Annotated in this window: 18 protein-coding genes and 1 pseudogene; 13 read left to right on the forward strand and 6 right to left on the reverse strand. The window is 68.9% G+C overall.

Going from position 1 to position 15,351, the window contains the following annotated elements; translation table 11 throughout:
* Both ACSFA7_RS10550 and ACSFA7_RS10555 read left to right on the forward strand, forming a co-directional pair.
* Positions 1-981 carry a tripartite tricarboxylate transporter substrate binding protein gene (locus tag ACSFA7_RS10550; RefSeq protein ID WP_435499304.1) on the forward strand — a complete coding sequence of 327 codons (981 nt, stop codon included), beginning with the start codon at positions 1-3 and terminating at the stop codon, positions 979-981.
* Between the two features lie 93 nt (positions 982-1,074).
* On the forward strand, positions 1,075-1,260 hold the full coding sequence (locus tag ACSFA7_RS10555; RefSeq protein WP_435499305.1) for a hypothetical protein: 186 nt from the start codon (positions 1,075-1,077) through the stop codon (positions 1,258-1,260).
* Between the two features lie 3 nt (positions 1,261-1,263).
* Here the strand turns inward: ACSFA7_RS10555 and ACSFA7_RS10560 are convergent, their stop codons facing one another.
* Positions 1,264-2,145 carry a gamma-glutamyl-gamma-aminobutyrate hydrolase family protein gene (locus ACSFA7_RS10560; protein WP_435499306.1) on the reverse strand — a complete coding sequence of 294 codons (882 nt, stop codon included), beginning with the start codon at positions 2,143-2,145 and terminating at the stop codon, positions 1,264-1,266.
* Between the two features lie 136 nt (positions 2,146-2,281).
* On the opposite strand from ACSFA7_RS10560, the gene ACSFA7_RS10565 reads away from it, so the two are divergent.
* Positions 2,282-3,337 (forward strand): sugar phosphate isomerase/epimerase family protein, encoded by a 1,056-nt coding sequence (locus tag ACSFA7_RS10565; protein ID WP_435499307.1) that lies wholly within the window; start codon positions 2,282-2,284, stop codon positions 3,335-3,337.
* 7 nt (positions 3,338-3,344) lie between these two features.
* Here ACSFA7_RS10565 and ACSFA7_RS10570 read toward each other — a convergent pair whose 3' ends face one another.
* Complete coding sequence (locus ACSFA7_RS10570; protein ID WP_435499308.1) at positions 3,345-4,427, reverse strand: catalase family protein; 1,083 nt, start codon at positions 4,425-4,427, stop codon at positions 3,345-3,347.
* A gap of 101 nt (positions 4,428-4,528) precedes the next feature.
* Positions 4,529-5,986 (reverse strand): MocR-like pyridoxine biosynthesis transcription factor PdxR, encoded by a 1,458-nt coding sequence (pdxR, locus tag ACSFA7_RS10575; RefSeq protein WP_435499309.1) that lies wholly within the window; start codon positions 5,984-5,986, stop codon positions 4,529-4,531.
* 82 nt (positions 5,987-6,068) lie between these two features.
* On the opposite strand from pdxR, the gene ACSFA7_RS10580 reads away from it, so the two are divergent.
* From ACSFA7_RS10580 to dbpA, 4 genes are all read left to right on the forward strand, one after another.
* On the forward strand, positions 6,069-7,316 hold the full coding sequence (locus ACSFA7_RS10580) for an MFS transporter (RefSeq protein WP_435499310.1): 1,248 nt from the start codon (positions 6,069-6,071) through the stop codon (positions 7,314-7,316).
* Between the two features lie 389 nt (positions 7,317-7,705).
* The gene (locus ACSFA7_RS10585) at positions 7,706-7,957 is read left to right on the forward strand and encodes a hypothetical protein (RefSeq protein ID WP_206179820.1); all 252 of its coding nucleotides are present in this window, start codon (positions 7,706-7,708) and stop codon (positions 7,955-7,957) included.
* A 60-nt stretch (positions 7,958-8,017) separates the two neighbouring features.
* Positions 8,018-8,284 carry a translation initiation factor IF-1 gene (infA, locus tag ACSFA7_RS10590; RefSeq protein ID WP_093128941.1) on the forward strand — a complete coding sequence of 89 codons (267 nt, stop codon included), beginning with the start codon at positions 8,018-8,020 and terminating at the stop codon, positions 8,282-8,284.
* 85 nt (positions 8,285-8,369) lie between these two features.
* On the forward strand, positions 8,370-9,809 hold the full coding sequence (dbpA, locus tag ACSFA7_RS10595) for an ATP-dependent RNA helicase DbpA (RefSeq protein ID WP_435499311.1): 1,440 nt from the start codon (positions 8,370-8,372) through the stop codon (positions 9,807-9,809).
* On the opposite strand, the gene ACSFA7_RS10600 is transcribed toward dbpA, so the two are convergent.
* Positions 9,775-11,259, reverse strand: coding sequence for an MATE family efflux transporter (locus tag ACSFA7_RS10600; RefSeq protein ID WP_435499312.1), 1,485 nt, complete (start codon positions 11,257-11,259; stop codon positions 9,775-9,777). The genes dbpA and ACSFA7_RS10600 overlap by 35 nt on opposite strands.
* 59 nt (positions 11,260-11,318) lie before the next feature.
* Between ACSFA7_RS10600 and ACSFA7_RS10605 the strand changes: the two genes are divergently transcribed.
* From ACSFA7_RS10605 to ACSFA7_RS10630, 6 genes and pseudogenes are all read left to right on the forward strand, one after another.
* Positions 11,319-11,489 carry a hypothetical protein gene (locus ACSFA7_RS10605; protein ID WP_172672148.1) on the forward strand — a complete coding sequence of 57 codons (171 nt, stop codon included), beginning with the start codon at positions 11,319-11,321 and terminating at the stop codon, positions 11,487-11,489.
* Between the two features lie 94 nt (positions 11,490-11,583).
* A complete protein-coding gene (locus ACSFA7_RS10610) occupies positions 11,584-11,904 on the forward strand; it encodes a hypothetical protein (RefSeq protein ID WP_435499313.1) in 321 nt (106 codons plus the stop codon).
* 8 nt (positions 11,905-11,912) lie between these two features.
* Positions 11,913-12,488 carry a hypothetical protein gene (locus tag ACSFA7_RS10615; RefSeq protein ID WP_435499314.1) on the forward strand — a complete coding sequence of 192 codons (576 nt, stop codon included), beginning with the start codon at positions 11,913-11,915 and terminating at the stop codon, positions 12,486-12,488.
* Positions 12,489-12,493: 5 nt separating this feature from the next.
* Positions 12,494-12,595 (forward strand): annotated as a pseudogene (locus ACSFA7_RS10620) (MerR family DNA-binding transcriptional regulator); the annotation flags it as partial.
* Between the two features lie 5 nt (positions 12,596-12,600).
* On the forward strand, positions 12,601-12,756 hold the full coding sequence (locus tag ACSFA7_RS10625; RefSeq protein WP_435499569.1) for a hypothetical protein: 156 nt from the start codon (positions 12,601-12,603) through the stop codon (positions 12,754-12,756).
* 35 nt (positions 12,757-12,791) lie between these two features.
* Positions 12,792-13,679, forward strand: coding sequence for an EamA family transporter (locus tag ACSFA7_RS10630; protein ID WP_435499315.1), 888 nt, complete (start codon positions 12,792-12,794; stop codon positions 13,677-13,679).
* On the opposite strand, the gene ACSFA7_RS10635 is transcribed toward ACSFA7_RS10630, so the two are convergent.
* Entirely contained in the window at positions 13,676-14,608 is a 933-nt protein-coding gene (locus tag ACSFA7_RS10635) for a fatty acid desaturase family protein (protein ID WP_435499316.1), read from the reverse strand. The genes ACSFA7_RS10630 and ACSFA7_RS10635 overlap by 4 nt on opposite strands.
* Before the next feature lie 61 nt (positions 14,609-14,669).
* Positions 14,670-15,338, reverse strand: coding sequence for a GntR family transcriptional regulator (locus tag ACSFA7_RS10640; RefSeq protein ID WP_435499317.1), 669 nt, complete (start codon positions 15,336-15,338; stop codon positions 14,670-14,672).
* Positions 15,339-15,351: the final 13 nt, after the last annotated feature.

Genomic DNA, 15,351 nt, shown 5'->3' on the forward strand with positions numbered 1-15,351 from the left:
ATGCGGCGCCGACACATTGCCTCCGCGCTGGCCGCAGCTATGCTGCTGGGCGGCGCGGGCCTTGCCCAGGCCGCCGCGTGGCCTGACAGGCCCGTCAAGCTGGTCGTGCCGTTCCCACCGGGGCAGGCCACCGACATCTTCGCCCGCGCGCTCGCCGAACAGCTCGGCAAGCGACTGGGCCAGCCCGTGATCATCGACAACAAGGCCGGCGCGGGCAGCAACATCGGCACCGAGTTCGTGGTGCGCGCAGCGCCCGACGGCTACACGCTGGTGGTGGCCGGCAGCGCGATGGCGGTGAACCAGACGCTCTATGCCAAGCCGGGCTTCGATCCGCGCCGCGACCTGGTCGGCATCTCGCTCATCGCGAAGGTGCCGCTGGTGTTTCTTGCCACGCCCGAGAGCGGCATCCGCACGCTGGCCGACCTCACGGCGCGTGCCAAGGCCGAGCCCGGAAAGCTCAGCTACGCGAGCGCCGGCATCGGCGGCACGCAGCACCTGTCGGGCGAGATGTACAAGTCGGCGGCGCATGTGTTCATCACGCACATTCCGTACCGCGGCAGCGGGCCGGCGCAGTCGGACTTCCTGGGCAACCAGGTGCCGCTGATGGTCGATTCGGTGACGGCCGCGCTGCCGCACATCAAGGCGGGCAAGGCCATCGCGCTGGCGGTGACCTCGGCCACGCGCTCGTCGCAATTGCCCGAGGTGCCGACCGTGCGCGAGAGCGGTGTGGCGGGCACGAAGAATTTCGAGGCTGTCGGCTGGCTCGGCCTGATGGCGCCGCGCAGCACGCCGCCCGAGATCGTGGAACGGCTGAACCACGAGGTGACCGACATCCTGAAGACGGAGCAGATGGCGCGCTTCATCCGCGAGCGCGGCTCCGAACCCGCGCCCACGAGCGGCGCTGAGTTCGACCGCTTCGTGGCGAGCGAGATCGGGCTCTGGGGCGCGGCAGTGAAGGCCTCGGGCGCGAAGCCCGAGTAAGGGCCAAGGGCCGCCGTCGGCAGTGTTGTTACAAGACCGGGCACGACGGCGGCCTATAGTGGTCCGCAGTCCCAACCATTCTTGGAGTTTCCCGTGAAGTCATTCATTGCAGCTGTGTTCGCCCTCGCGATGGGCGCCTTGGTGGCGGGCTGCGCCGGCACCGGTTCGGCGGGTTCGGCCAACGGTGCCTCGGGTGCCTCGTCCGGCAGCGGCGTCACGGTGTTCGGCACCATCGACGCCAGCGTCAGCGGCAGTTCGAACCGCTCGGACCGCCGCTGATCTTCAGCGCCGCAGCAGCGCCTGGCGCAGCACCCGCGCCGCGCGGTCGCGGATCTTGCCGGAACTCGAGCGCGGCGGCGTCTTCGGCGCGACCTTGGCGGTCGCGCAGGCCCACAGGAAGTCATGCAGGATCGGCGTGTCGTCGACCGTCTCGGTGCTGCCGTACTTGTGGAATTCGGGATGCCATTGCGTTGCAGAGATGTAGCTGCGGCCGCGGTCGGGCAGGCGGCGGATGGCCTCGGGCACGCGATCGGGCAGGCTCCAGGCCTCGATCTCGAAACCCGGGGCGAGCCCCTTGATGCCCTGGTGGTGGATGCTGTTGACGCGCGCGGTCTCCACCTGCGGGTAGAGCTTGGAGAGGCGCGTGCCCTTCACGATCTCGATCTCGTGGAAGTTCTGGTCGTAGGTCACCGGGTCGCGGTGGCGCAGGCCTCCCTCGTGCTGTTCCTCGATGTCTTGGTAAAGCGTGCCGCCGAAGGCCACGTTGATGAGCTGCAGCCCGCGGCACACGCCGAAGACGGGCTTGCCGGCCTGCTCGAAGGCTTCGACCAATGCCAGGTCGTAGAGGTCGCGGATCTGGTCGCCGATCCAGGCGTCCTTGAGCGGCACCTCGCCGTAGCTGCCGGGCCAGACGTCGGCGCCGCCGTGCATCACCACGCCGTCGAGCCATTCCGCATAGTGCGAGAGCTTGGTGTCGCCGCGCGCGGTTTCGCCGGTAGGGCAGGGCACCATCACGACCATCGCGCCGGCCGACATGAGCCAGTGCGCGATCGATTGCTCGACGTACTGCAGCGTCTTGTTGGTGAAGAGCGAGCGGGCCGGGTCGGCATGCGAGAAGCAGGCCGACAGGCCGATCTTGAGCCGGGCGGAAACAGGTTGCGTCATCGCGGGACTGTCAGCGCGAACTGATCGGGAGGTGCGAAAAGGAAAGTCCATTGTGGCTCGTTGGCCTCTCGCACGGGGTCGGACGACACGCCAAGTATGCTTTCAACGCCGCCACGACGCATAAGGAAGACAAGCCATGAAAACGATCAAGGGCCCCGCCATATTCCTGGCCCAGTTCGCGGGAGACACTGCCCCCTTCAACACGCTCGACGGCATTGCCGGATGGGCCGCAGGCCTGGGCTACAAGGGCGTGCAGATTCCGAGCTGGGATGCGCGCCTCTTCGATTTGAAGAAGGCCGCCGAGAGCAGGACCTACTGCGAGGAAGTGAAGGGCACGCTCGCCAAGCACGGGCTGGAGATCACGGAGCTCTCGACGCACCTGCAGGGCCAACTGGTCGCGGTACACCCGGCCTACGACGCGGGCTTCGACGGCTTCGCGGCGCCCGAGGTGCGCGGCGATCCGGTGCGGCGCCAGCAGTGGGCCGTCGAGCAGTTGCACTTTGCGGCGAAGGCCTCGGCCAACCTCGGGCTCACGGCGCACGCGACCTTCTCGGGCGCGCTGGCATGGCCGTACCTCTACTCGTGGCCGCCGCGCCCGCCGGGACTCATCGAGGAAGCCTTCGACGAACTCGCGCGCCGCTGGCGCCCGATCCTCGATGCCTTCGACGCCGCGGGCGTGGACGTGGGCTACGAAATCCACCCCGGCGAAGACCTGCACGACGGCGTGAGCTACGAGATGTTCCTGGAGCGCGTGGGCAACCATCCGCGCGCCTGCCTGCTGTACGACCCGAGCCACTTCATGCTGCAGCAACTGGACTACTTGGCGTACATCGACCACTACCACGAGCGCATCAAGATCTTCCACGTGAAGGACGCCGAGTTCAACCCGACCGGCAAGCAGGGCGTGTACGGCGGCTTCCAGAGCTGGATCAACCGGGCAGGGCGCTTCCGGTCGCTGGGCGACGGGCAGGTGGACTTCAAGGCCATCTTTTCGAAGATGGCGCAGTACGACTTCCCGGGCTGGGCGGTGCTCGAGTGGGAGTGCTGCATCAAGCACCCGGAAGACGGCGCGCGCGAGGGCGCGGCCTTCATTGCCGATCACATCATCCGCGTGGCCGACCGCGCCTTTGACGACTTCGCGGCGGGCGACGTGGACGTGGCGTCGAACCGGAAGATGCTCGGCCTGGGCTGAACCCCGCTCAGCGGTGCAACGGACAGCCGTTACGTTCGCTGCGGTAGTTCGACGAGGCGGCGTACGCGGCCTTGCGCGCACGCATCACGTGGCCCAGCGGCCGGTGCGCGGCCAGCGCGTGCCAGGGGTTGAAGGCCATGCCGTCGTCGATCTCGCGTGCGAGTTCGTCGCTCCAGCCGACCTGCGGGCCGACGGTGATTCGCGCCACGGGCACGAAGGGGCTCAGGTCCTGCGGCCATTCGACCGAGGCGTCTTCGACCGGCATGCGCTCCAGGTCCACGCACAGCTGCACGCGCAGTTCCCATTCGGCGGACTGCTGGCGCACGACGTCCATGACCGCTTCGCGCGTGCCATCGGGCTTGTCGTCCAGTTCGATGGGCTGGCCCTCCAGCGCCACCAGGTTGGGCGAGACCGGCGCCAGCTGCAGCTTCGCGATGTAGTTGCCGTAGCGCAGCGGCACCTGCGTGAAGAAGGTGCCGCCCAGCGGATGGACCTCGGGGTGGCCGCCCATGGCGATCAGCGTGCCGCTCTGGCCGCCGACCGCTTCGACGGCCTTTTCCACGCCCTGCAGCACACTCGAGAGCACGCGCTTGGCGTTGGGCGCCTTGTCGGTGGTGCCGGCGAGCAGCTTCAGGCTTTTCAGGAACCCCTTCGCATCGGACGCGGGGAACACCGGGCCGTCGACGAACAGGAAGTCCTGCGTGGTGTGGGCCTCCGAGCCTTCCACGCGCTCGCCTTCGACATCCATCACCTTGAGCGCCATGCCGCGCGGCAGCGAGACGCGGTCGTCCAGCATCTCGGCAGGCGGCGTGGACAGGCGCATCACCACCGCATGGCGGGCCGGCGTGGCGAAAAGGCCCTGGGCCAGCGGCTCGGGCAGGCCGTCGAGCACGCGCAGTTCGCCATGCAGCAGGCCGTGGCTCTTGGCATGCACGCTGCGCGCCGCATGGCCGGTGTGATCGGCCATGGTGCGGGACATGCCCAGGAGCGTGCCGACGAGTTCGGCCTGGGTCTGGAGCTCGTCGTCGGCCACCGTCTCCACGGACGGGTCGAAGCGCACGGGGGCGGTGGAAAGCGTGGCGGTGTTCATCGGGGCTCTTCTTTCTGCGACTTGCAATAGACCCACGATCCGGCGCGCTCGCAGAGCGCCTTGTAGGAGCGCAGCGCCAATGCGTGCGCGAAGGGCAGCGCTCAGAGCAGCGCGGCGAGGCGGCGGATCGCGCCGTTGATCTGCGATTCGTCGATGAGGCCGTAGCCGAATGCGAGGCCGTTGGGCACGTCGGGCGCCTGCGGGTCCAGCGCGAAGCGCGAGAGCGGCGGCAGCGTGATGCCGGCCGCCGCGGCGCGTTCGACCACGGCGTGGTCGCGCGTGCCGGTGCGCAGCCACGCCGACAGATGCAGCCCCGCATCGGAAGGAATCACCTCGAGCCGCCCCGCGCAATGCCTCGCCAGCACCTCGAGCAAGGCGGCGCGGCGCGCGCCGTAGACCTTGCGCATCTTGCGGATATGGCGCGCGAGATGCCCTTCGGCGATGAACGCAGCCAGCGCCTCCTGCCCCAGCACCGGCCCGTGCCAGTCGGCCAGCTCGCGTGCCCGCACCAGCGCCGCACGCGCCCACGGCGGCGCGACCACGAAGCCCAGCCGCAGCGCGGGAAACAGGCTCTTGGAGAAGGTACCGACATAGCAGACCGACTCGGCGCGGTCGAGCGTCTGCAGCGCGTCGAGCGGACGGCCGGCGAAGCGGAATTCGCTGTCGTAGTCGTCCTCGATCACGACCGCGTTGCGCGCCCGCGCGAAGGCCAGCAGCGCCGCGCGCCGCTGCGGCGACATCGCGACGCCGGTCGGGAACTGGTGCGAGGGCGTCACGCAGATCACGCGCGCCTCGGGCGGCAGGCGGTCGACGCAAAGGCCCTCGACGTCGGTCGGCACGGTGACCACCTTCGCGCCCGCTGCGGTCATGGCCTCGCGCAGCGACGGATAGAAAAGCTGCTCCACCGCGACCACGGTGCGCCCCGGCACGACCAGGATGCGCGCGAGCAATCCGAAGGCCTGCTGCGCGCCGGCGGTGACGACGATGTCGTCTGCGGTGCAGCCGACCGCGCGGGTGAACGACACGTGCTTCGCGATTGCCTCGCGCAGTGCGGACTGGCCCTGCGGCTCGGCGTAGTCGGCGGGCTCGCGCGCGATGCGGCGCAGTGCACGGTCGGACAGGCGGCGCCAGATATCGAAGGGGAAGGCGCCGATGTCGGGCAGGCCGACGCGGAAGTCGTCGCGCGCGCGTTGCGGCTGCAGCGTGGGCGCGAGGTCGGCGCCCGGCACGTTCAGCGGCACCAACCGCGGATCGCGCCGGGTCAACGTGCCTTTGGACGTGCGGCCCCGGCGCGACTGCGGCAGCGTGTCGGCCACGTAAGTGCCTGCGCCGGGACGCGCCAGCAGGTAGCCCTCGCTTAGCAGCAGGTCGTAGGCCGCGAGCATGGTGTTGCGCGACACGCCCAGCCGCCCGGCAAGCGCACGCGTGGCGGGCAGGCGCGCGCCGGGCTGCAGACGGCCGTCGAGGATGGCGTCGCGCAACTGCCGGTGCACCTCGCGCAGCAGGTCGCGCGAGCCGGTGTCCGGCAGGCGGATGGCGAGTTCGAAAAGTGGCTCCATGAAGTTCGCCGATTGTGGTTCTTTTGAAGAGCCAATCGCAAGCCTATTCTGAAGGCCTCAGAACGCTCACCGGAGTCCCGCCATGCACACCGCACCCCTCGCCGCCCCGCAAGCGCTACCCGCCGAACGCTTGCCTGTCAGCCTCGCGTGGCTGGCGCTGGGCGCCTTCGCCCTGGGCACCGAAAGCTTCATGGTCGTCGGCCTGCTGCCGATGCTGGCGGCCGACCTGCAAGTGAGCGCCGCGCGCGCCGGGCAACTGGTGCTGCTGTTCGCGCTGAGCTACGCCATCGGCTCGCCGCTGATGGCTGCGCTGCTCGCGCGCTTCGGCCGGCGGCCGCTGTTGGTCGCCAGCCTCGCGGCGTTTTCCGGCATCACGCTGGCCGCGTCGATGGCGCAGGGCTTCGCGCAACTGGCGCTGGCGCGGGTCGCACTCGGATTGGTGGCCGGCGTGTTCCTGCCGACCGCGAGCGCGGTGGCGGCCTCGATGGTGTCGCCCACGCTGCGCGGCCGGGCGCTGGCCATCGTGACCGGCGGCGGCACGGTGGCGGTCGCCCTCGGCGTGCCGCTGGGCGCGTGGATCGCGGGCTGGGGCGGCTGGCGCACGGCCTACCTGCTGGTCGCCGCGGTGGCGGCGCTGGCCGCCTGGGGCGTGGCCATCGGTCTGCCGCGCGGCCTGGCTTCTGCGCCAACCCCTGCCGCGCGCGCGCCGTCCTTCGCGGTCACCCGCAAGCCCGGCGTGCTGCCGGCCCTGCTGACCTCCGTGCTGTGGACCACCGGCGGCTTCAGCTTCTATACCTACATCGCGTCGTTCCTGTCGGGCACGGTGGGCTTCGGCGCCCAGGGCGTGAGCGCCGTGTTCTGCGCGATCGGCGTCGCGGCGGCCCTTGGCACTGCCACCGGCGGCTGGGCCACCGACCGCTTCGGCGCCGACCGCGTGGCGCAGGCCTTCGCACTGGTGCTGGTGGTGATCTTCGGCGGGCTGTCGTTCTCGGCGCAGATGCTGCCGCGCGACGTGGCGCTGCCGCTGATCGTGGCGTTGTCGGCGCTCTGGGGCTTTGCGGGCTGGGGCTTCGGCCCGGCGCAGGCGGTGCGGCTGATCCGCCTGGCACCGGACCGCGCGCCGATGACGCTGTCGCTCAACGCCTCGGCGATCTACCTGGGCATCGCGGCAGGCTCTGCGCTGGGCGGCGTGGTGATCGAGTTGTTCGGCGTGAGCGCCGTGGGCTGGGCCGCCGCCGCCAGCCAGCTTGTAGGGCTGGGCCTGATGTTGCGCGCCGCCCACAAGTTGCAGGCTGCGATTTCTTCGCCGACATCGCCGCTGGCTGCCTGATTGCAGCGTGTTTTGCTATATTTTCAATAGCAAACTCCACAGAAACGACCGTCCTTGGCGGGGTCATCGGGCCCCGGCTTGCTTTGAAGACGGGCAACTGTCATGCCCGTCAAGCTATAATGGCGGGTTCGTTTCGATACCACGACGAAGCACTTCGTCATATTGCCGGCTGACCTGCACTGTCCCTTGGATTCTTCAGGCCCCCACACTTTCAGCCGGCTCCCCAGTGTGTTGGAGCGCCAGACCGGGCGCCCATGATTGCCACCACTGCCTTCGTTCTTGTTGAAGCGAATAGCGCGTCCGCCGCGCCATTCCGGCCGGCCCACGCCCGTTTTCAATTATTTTTCAGGCACTTCGCGTCCAACATTCGCGCGCTGTGCCAAGGCTTCATGGACATCATTCAACACAGTATCGCGGTGGGCAAGTACCTTGTTTCCCCGCTCATTCGACACCAGGACGACGGCAATTTCGCCGCCTCCGTCTCGATCCGCTCCGGCCACGGCAGCGGCATGCACGACCGCGTGATGCGTTTCACGCCACGTTTTGCGAGCCACGCCGCCGCCGTCGGCTATGCCATCGACCAAGGCCTGGGCTGGGTGCGCGAGCGCCACGCGCCTCTCGCCTTGCCGTGCGCAGGCTGAAACAATCACGCCCATCTTCATATCCAACACACATCGAACGAGATTCAGAGGTAACCAAGCATGCCCAAGGAAGAACTGATCGAAATGAACGGCGCAGTGACCGAAGTCCTGCCCGACTCGCGCTACCGCGTCACGCTGGACAACGGCCATCAGCTGATCGCCTACAGCGGCGGCAAGATGCGCAAGCACCACATCCGCATCCTGGCGGGTGACAAGGTGTCGCTCGAACTCTCGCCCTACGACCTGACCAAGGGTCGCATCACCTTCCGCCACCTGGAACGTCGCGGCCCGCCGCCGACCGGCGGCAACAACTCTCCCCGCCGCTGATCCGCGACGGACAAGAGGCCTTGCGGCACCCCGCGAAGGGTGCCGGCAAGGCCTTTGTTTTTCCCGGGTCCCGGCTGCTGAAACGATGACTACGACCAATCCCACAGCCGACGGCTCCCACGCTGACAACGGCTTCGCCACCCTGGCGCTCTCGCCCCAGATGCTGGCCAACCTCACCCAGCTCGGCTACACGCAGATGACGGCCATCCAGGCCGCCGCCCTGCCGCCGGCGTTGCTCGGCAAGGACCTGATCGCCCAGGCCAAGACCGGCAGCGGCAAGACCGCCGCCTTTGCGCTCGCGCTGCTCGCCAACCTCAACGCACGCCGCTTCGCCATCCAGGCGATGGTGCTGTGCCCGACGCGCGAGCTGGCCGACCAGGTCACGACCGAGATCCGGCGCCTGGCGCGCGCGGAAGAAAACATCAAGGTGGTCACGCTCTGCGGCGGCGTCGCGCTGCGCGGGCAGATTGCCAGCCTGGAGCACGGCGCGCACATCGTCGTCGGCACGCCGGGCCGCATCATGGACCACCTGGAGCGCGACAACCTCGACCTCTCGGCGCTCAACACGCTGGTGCTCGACGAAGCCGACCGCATGCTGGACATGGGCTTCTTCGACGATATCGTGAAGGTCGCGCGCCAGTGCCCGAAGGAGCGCCAGACGCTGCTGTTCTCGGCCACGTACCCCGAAGGCATCGCCAAGCTCGCGCAGCAGTTCATGAAGAGCCCGCAGCAGATCACGGTGCAGGCGCAGCATGAAGGCAGCAAGATCCGCCAGCGCTGGTACCAGGTGAAGGACAGCGAGCGGCTGCACACCGTGAGCCTGCTGCTCGACCATTTCCGCCCCGTCAGCACGCTGGCCTTCTGCAACACCAAGCAGCAGTGCCGCGACCTCGTCGAAGTGCTGCAGGCGCAGGGCTTCAGCGCGCTGGCGCTCTTCGGCGAGCTCGAACAGCGCGAACGCGACCAGGTGCTGGTGCAGTTCGCCAACCGCAGCTGCTCGGTGCTGGTGGCCACCGACGTGGCGGCGCGCGGCCTGGACATCTCGCACCTCGAAGCGGTGATCAACGTCGACGTGACGCCCGATTCCGAGATCCACATCCACCGCGTCGGCCGCACCGGCCGCGTGGGCCAGTCGGGCGACGCCGAAGGCCTCGCGCTCAACCTCGCCAGCATGAACGAGATGGGCAGCGTCGGAAAGATCGAACAGCTGCAGGGCCGCGAGTCCGAGTGGCACGAACTGGCCGAGCTCACGCCCGGCAAGGGCGCGCCGCTGCAGCCGCCGATGGCCACGCTGCAGATCGTCGGTGGGCGCAAGGAAAAGATCCGCGCCGGCGACGTCCTGGGCGCCCTCACCGGCGACTGCGGCTACACGAAGGACCAGGTCGGCAAGATCAACGTCAACGAGTTCTCGACGTACGTGGCGGTGGACCGCGCCATTGCGGCAGAAGCAGCGCACAAGCTCGGCAGCGGCCGGGTCAAGGGCAAGTCGGTCAAGGTGCGGCTGCTGACGCTGCAGGACCAGTAGCGGCCACCGGCTGCGGCGTGGCGAGCGCCGCAGCGTCGCCATGCGCCGAGGTCGGCGCCACCGGCGCATCGAGCACCGGGGCGGGCGCCTTCATCGACGGCTCCTGCCGCGCCAGTTTGGCCGCCAGCCGGAACGCCACCACTACCGCCAGCAACCCGAAGATCGACGAGCCCACGGCCTGTCCGATCAGCACCCCGGCCGCGCCGTGGTGCGAGCCCCACCAGGCGAACGGAATCGTGCCCAGCGTGGCGCGGCCCCAGTTGAAGAAGGTCGACAGCAGCGGATGCCCGAGGTTGTTGAACGACGCGTTCGCCACGAACAACCCGCCCGAGAAGAAGAAGCTCGCCGCGAGCCAGGTGCAGAAGAGCGCGATCAGCTCGGCCGCTTGCCCCTCGGCCGAGAACGCGCGGATCAGCACGCCCTGTCCCAGCGCCAGCACCAGCCAGGCGACGGCCACCGAAGCCACCATGAAGAGCAGGCTGTCGCGCAGCCCTTCCTGCACGCGGCGGTATTGGCCGGCACCGAGGTTCTGCGCCACGATCGGCCCGACCGCACCGCTCAGCGCGTAGACGAGGCCGAAGGCCACCGGACTCAACCGGTCGATGGTCGCCGCGCCCGCAACAGCCGACGGCCCGAACTGCGCGATCGCATGCGTGACGAACGCAGCGCCCACGGGCGTCGCGAGGTTCGTCAGCACCGCCGGCCCCGCAACGCTCGCGAGGGCACGCGCATCGCCGGCCAATTGCGATGCCTCGAAGCGCCCGAGCATCCGGTGTTTCACCATCACGCCATGCAGCCCGATGGCCGCGAGCACCATGCGCGAGACCACCGCGCTGATGGCAGCACCGTCGAGCCCCAGCCCGAAACCGAAGATCAATATCGGATCGAGCACCGCCGTCACGAAGGCCGCCGCGAGCGTGACCGTCATCGAGCGGCGCGCGTCGCCAATGGAGCGCAGGAGGGCCGAGCACGCCATGCCGAGGCCTAGCAGCGGCAGCGTGTGCACCGTCACCGCGAGGTAGCGCTGCGCGAGCCGCGCCGTCTCGCCCTCGGCGCCGAGCGCGTGCAGGGCAGGGTGCAGGAAGAAGGCCGTGCCGCTTCCCACCACCACCGACGCGGCCGTCATCAGCACGAGGCTCGATGTAGCGATGCGTCGCGCATCCGCGGCGCGCCCCGCGCCCACCGTGCGCGACACCACGGCCGCGATGCCGATCGTCAACCCGATGCACAGCGACGCATGAAAGAACCCCACCACGCCCGCGAAACCGACCGCCGCCGCGGTCTCTTTCTCCCCGAGCAGCGAGATGTAGAAGAGGTTGATCAGGTCGACCGCGAACACCGCGATCAGCCCGATGGCACCGGTGCCGGCCATCACGCAGACATGGCGCAGCAGCGAGCCCGAAACGAAGCGCGGACGCTCGACGGCACCCGCCGTTTCGGTTATTGGCATATGAAATCCTCGATGTGGCCTAATTGCAGGTTCGAACATTACTTTTACCCGAGCTTTTCATGCCCAAGACATTCCGTACCGAAGCCGAACGCGTTGCCACCCCGAAGCCGACGCCGCTGCCCGGCTACACGCTGCCCAAGTCCGGTGGCGGCCAGAAGGTCAGCCTGGAACGTGGCACTGCAACGCGCAGCAAGAAGAACCCTGGCAAGCGCGCCAAGAAGGGCGGCTGATCCAGCCCCTCTGGCTCCCCGGGAGCCACGACGAACGCGCCCCTCGGGCGCGTTTTGTCATTGGGCCAGCCATAAAGCCGCGAACAAAGCTGCCATGTCCGACGACAACCAGATCTTCATTCCGCCCTCGTTCTTCGCGGTCTACAGCGATGCGCGCCAGCGCCTTAGCGAACCGATCGGCGTGGTGCGCGAGCGCTACGAGATCTGCGAGGACCTGGCCAGCCACCTCGTGAACCACGCGCAGATCCAGCACCACACCGAGGTGCCGGTCGAAAGCGAGATCCTGCGGCGCATTCACGCCGGGCTCGCGACGCCGGAATCGGGCGTGTCGCCCGCCGAGGCCGAATGGATCGTGCAGCGGCTGGCCGAGCTGCTGGGCTGGCCCGGCCCCGGACCCGAACCGGCGCAGGCATAGCGCGCACCATGAAGCGCCTGGCCTTCGCCCTGTTGGCGTACGGCGCCCTCGGGCAGGCCATCGGCAAACCAATGGCTTCCTGCACGCTGGGAAGCGACGGGCGCAGCCAAGTCGCGACGCTGTCGAGCCGAAGGCCCATCGCCGACACCGCCATCTACGAACTCCAGCTGGGCAAAGGCCCGCGCCGCGCGTTGTTCGGCAGCCGTGAGCCCGATGATTCGCGCGGCCTGGACGTGCGCGTACGGTGCACGGGCACACACCGCCGGGCCTTGGTCGTGATGGGCGAATTCATGTCCGCCGGCTATCCGCGCGGCGTCGTGATCACCGCCGCGCCGCGCAGCCGCCGCTTCGAGCGCCTCGATTTCGCCGAACGCAATGCACCCGGCTGGCTCTATCTCGGCAAGAAAGACAAGCTGCTGGTGTTCCCGCCCGGCGGACGCATGGAAACCGAGGGCCGCTACCTGGTCTATCGTTTCGTCAACGGCAAAGGGCAGAACAGCGGCGAGGACATCGTCGACGCCCTCCCGGCCGCGCGCGACTACCAGCGCATCCGGCTCGGACCGCTGAAGAAGACCGGAGGCTGAACACCATGCTGCTCAAGGTCGGCGAACTCGCCAAACACACCGGCCTCACGGTGCGCATGCTGCATCACTACGACGCCATCGGGCTGCTCGCCCCCTCGGCGCGGTCGCGAAGATGGGACTCAACATCGCAGCCACCTCGCTCGTGGCGCTTGCGAGCTACCAGCTGCTGGTGCGCTACACGCCCGTCGGCACGCTGCTGAACGGCCGGCGCGCCGAGAAGCGTTCGAATGGGAAGCCGACGAAGGCACGCGTCTTGGCCGCCAAGTGACGCGAGGGGCCGGGCCAACGGGCTAAATTCGGCCCATGACCAGCCGAACCTCCGACGTTCTCCTCACCGCCACCGCGCCCGCCATCTGGGGCAGCACCTACATCGTCACCACCGAACTGCTGCCCGCGAACTACCCGCTGCACGTCGCGCTGCTGCGCGCATTGCCGGCGGGGTTGCTGCTGCTCCTGATCGTGCGCCAACTGCCCGAACGTGCGTGGTGGGGCCGCATCTTCGTGCTGGGCGCGCTGAATTTCTCGATCCTCTGGGCGATGCTGTTCGTCGCGGCCTACCGGCTGCCGGGCGGCGTTGCGGCAACGATCACGTCGATGCAGCCGCTGTTCGTGGTGTTTCTGGCCAGCCTTCTTCTCGCATCGCCGATCCGCGTGTTGTCGATCGCAGCGGCCGTGATCGGGATCGGCGGGGTCGCGCTGCTGGTGCTGACACCCAACGCGGCGCTCGATGCCATCGGCATCGCTGCCGCCATTGCCGCCGCGGTGTCGATGGCCTTCGGCACGGTGCTCAGCCGCCGCTGGCAGCCGCCGGTTTCGGCGCTGACCTTCACGGCATGGCAGCTGACGGCGGGCGGATTGCTGTTGCTGCCGGTCGCGCTGCTGCTGGAGCCGCCGCTGCCCGCGCTCACCGCGCAGAACTGGATCGGCTTCGCCTGGCTCGGCCTTGTGGGCGCCGCGCTGACCTACATCGTGTGGTTCCGCGGCGTGGCGCGGCTGGAGCCCTCGGCGGTCGCGCCGCTGGCCTTCCTGAGCCCGGTGACGGCGGTGATCCTGGGCTGGGCGCTGCTGGGACAAAGCCTGTCGGTGCTGCAGGTCGTGGGCATCGCCATCGTGATCGCGAGCATCTGGCTGAGCCAGCATGCGCAGCGCGGTGTGCAGCCCCCGGTGATCGCGCGGCCAGCGACCCGTTAAGCGGGCTGCGCCGCCGTCGCCTGCCTCAGCAGGTGCAGGTAGCCCGGCTGCACTTCCATCCGTTCCGTGATACCCCGGCGCAGCAGCAGGCGATGCGCCTTCGGCAGCGCCCAGCACGGCAGGCTGGTGAACATGTGGTGTTCGCAGTGGTAGTTGACCCAGTAGGGCGCGATGAAGATGCGCTCGACGAGGTTGGCATGCGTGGTGCGCGCCTGGCGCAGCGGATCGGCCTCGTTCTGCGCGACCAGCGCATGCTCGGCGATGTTGCGCACGCGGCTCACGAGCGGCAGCCAGGTCGCCATCGGCAGCAGCCACATCAGCACCCAGGCCCACCAATAACCTGCCACGGCAAAGGCCAGCAGTCCGAGGCCGTTGCCGACGAGGAAGCGCTTGTTCTTCGCGATCTCGCGGCCGAACACTTTCAATGCCGACTCGCCCGGCGCGCGCTGGCGGATCCCCTCGGCAATGTGCCCGAAGCGCTGCTTGTAGAAGGTCTGCCCGCTCAGGTCGCGCACGACCTTGCGCCACATCGATTCGCGCGTGATCGGAAAGGGCGCCGACAGCACGAGGTCCGGGTCTTCGGTCTGCTGCACGAAGCGGTGGTGCTGCAGGTGGTACGGCCGGTAGTCGCGCAGCGTGGACGAGCACAGCCAGTGGCCCACCCAGTCGTTGACCTTGCGGCTGCGGTGCAGGCCCGCGTGCGCCGCGTCGTGCATGAGGATGAAGAGCCCCAGCTGCCGCGCGCCGACGACCGGCACCATCACTGGAATCGTCCACGGCCACACGATGCCCGCGAGCATCGCCGCGCCGATCACGCCCCAGCAATGCGCCACCAGCCACAGGCCCTTCCATGACGAACGGCTCGTGAGCGACTGCCACTCTTCGGGCGTGAAGAAGTCTTCGGGTTGGGCGCGGGGTGCGACGGCCATCGGGCCAGTATGCGCCGCGGGCCGCGGCAAATCACGCGTAGTTCCCCCGTAGTCCTTCGACCTATTTGTCGATGATCTTGCGGGCGAAAAGCTCGAGGTAATCCATGAGGCGCTCGGCGCCTGCGACCGCTGCGGCCTCGTCGCCGGTCGCGATGCCCTGGGCGAGTTCGAGGTGCGCATTCGCGCCTTCGACGATCTCGCCTTCGTGCTGGTAGGCGTACCAGAAGCGGCGGCATTGCACGATGGGCGGGATGACCGCCTTCACCGCCGAATCGTTGTGGCTCGCCTGGTGGTTGACGAGGTCGAGCGCATGGTCGGCGCGCATGTAGTCGGTCAGGTCGCCGCGGCCCGCGGCCTCGACCATCGCCTCGGCGCAGCGCACGATGTCCTTGCGCTGCAGCGCGGTCGCGCGGCGCGCCGAGCAAGCCGCGATCACGCGTTCGAGCACGCGCCGGGTCTGGATCACGTCCAGGTGATCGGCCAGGTCGATGGCCGACACCAGCAAGCCGCGGCGCGGCTGCTGCACGATGAGCCCGATCGACACCATGCGCATCAGCGCCTCCCGCACCGGCGTGCGGCCCAGGCCCGTGCGCTCGGCGAGGTCGGCCTCGACGATCTGGCTGCCGGGCTGCAGCTGCATGGTGGACAGCAGCGTCTCGATGGCGTCGTAGGCCACGTCGGCGGCGCGGCGCTTGGGCGGGGGGCGGGGAGGGGTCTTCGGGGGGGCCATGGTTTTCTTCGGA

The organism is Variovorax trehalosi (assembly GCF_051216415.1).
GTDB lineage: Bacteria > Pseudomonadota > Gammaproteobacteria > Burkholderiales > Burkholderiaceae_C > Variovorax.